Origin of the sequence: Anoxybacillus sp. UARK-01 (assembly GCF_002075365.1) — a bacterium.
GTDB classification, from domain to species: Bacteria; Bacillota; Bacilli; order Bacillales; family Anoxybacillaceae; genus Anoxybacteroides; species Anoxybacteroides rupiense.
Map to the genome: position 1 here is coordinate 1 of NZ_NASY01000068.1, position 885 is coordinate 885.

1 protein-coding gene is annotated in these 885 nt (G+C 40.5%); it reads left to right on the plus strand.

Translation table 11 applies throughout. The features are described from left to right. Positions 1 to 35: 35 nt before the first annotated feature. Positions 36 to 885: transposase (locus tag B6A27_RS18330; RefSeq protein WP_080862888.1), on the plus strand; the 850-nt coding region annotated here is incomplete at its 3' end.

An 885-nucleotide genomic window follows, 5' to 3' on the forward strand; every position in this document is an offset into this window, starting at 1 on the left:
GACCAAAAACACATTTCCAAGGGGTGGACACTATCATGATTTCCAATTTTGTTATCGAACATGCACTGAATAGCGAAATGGATCCTCTTTTACAGGCTTTATTTCAATACATCGACCAACTTTCTTTACCAGAAACACCTTATATAACCGGGCGACCACCGATTTCGAAAAAATCATTGTTAAAATGTTTCTTTTTAAAAACCTATTTTTCCATTGATTCTTTACGTCAGTTAGTGGAAACACTCGATCGATTTGGCTACTTCCGGCGTATTTGTGGACTCAAAGAGGTTCCACATCTTTCTACGTTTTCACGTGCAGGTAAGTGGTTTCGAGAACAAGGATTTTCCACATTTAATGCTCGACTTCTAAAAGATTTAGGTGTTCGGTATCCCAAAATTGTCATCATCGACAGTACGGCACTCCGAAGCAGTTTTTATGATTCTCAAGCGAGATGGGGGATTTCGACTCGGTATAACTGGTTCAAAGGATATAAGTTGCACCTTTGTACAACCACAGAAGGAATCGTCCTATCCCATGTCTTCACGACTGCGAATCGAAATGATGCAGCCGTTGCGCTCGAATTATTTCCATCTTTAAAGGAATGGAAGATTGAATTTGCCCTTGGAGATGCCGCCTATGACAGCGAAAAAGTCCGTCAAATAGCCGAACAGACAGGAATTTTTTTCGTTTCACCTATTAATCCTCGAAATAGCGATGAACGAAAAGATGCCTATGGTCGGATGATTCGTTCGTTTTTGAAAACAGAATTCGGAAAGTGGTTGTTTGGTTTTCGCAACTCGATTGAGCAGACATTTAATCAGTTAAAGAATGACGGATTAGAACAGCCGCGTTGGTATGGGTTTCATCGCTATTTACTGCATGTAC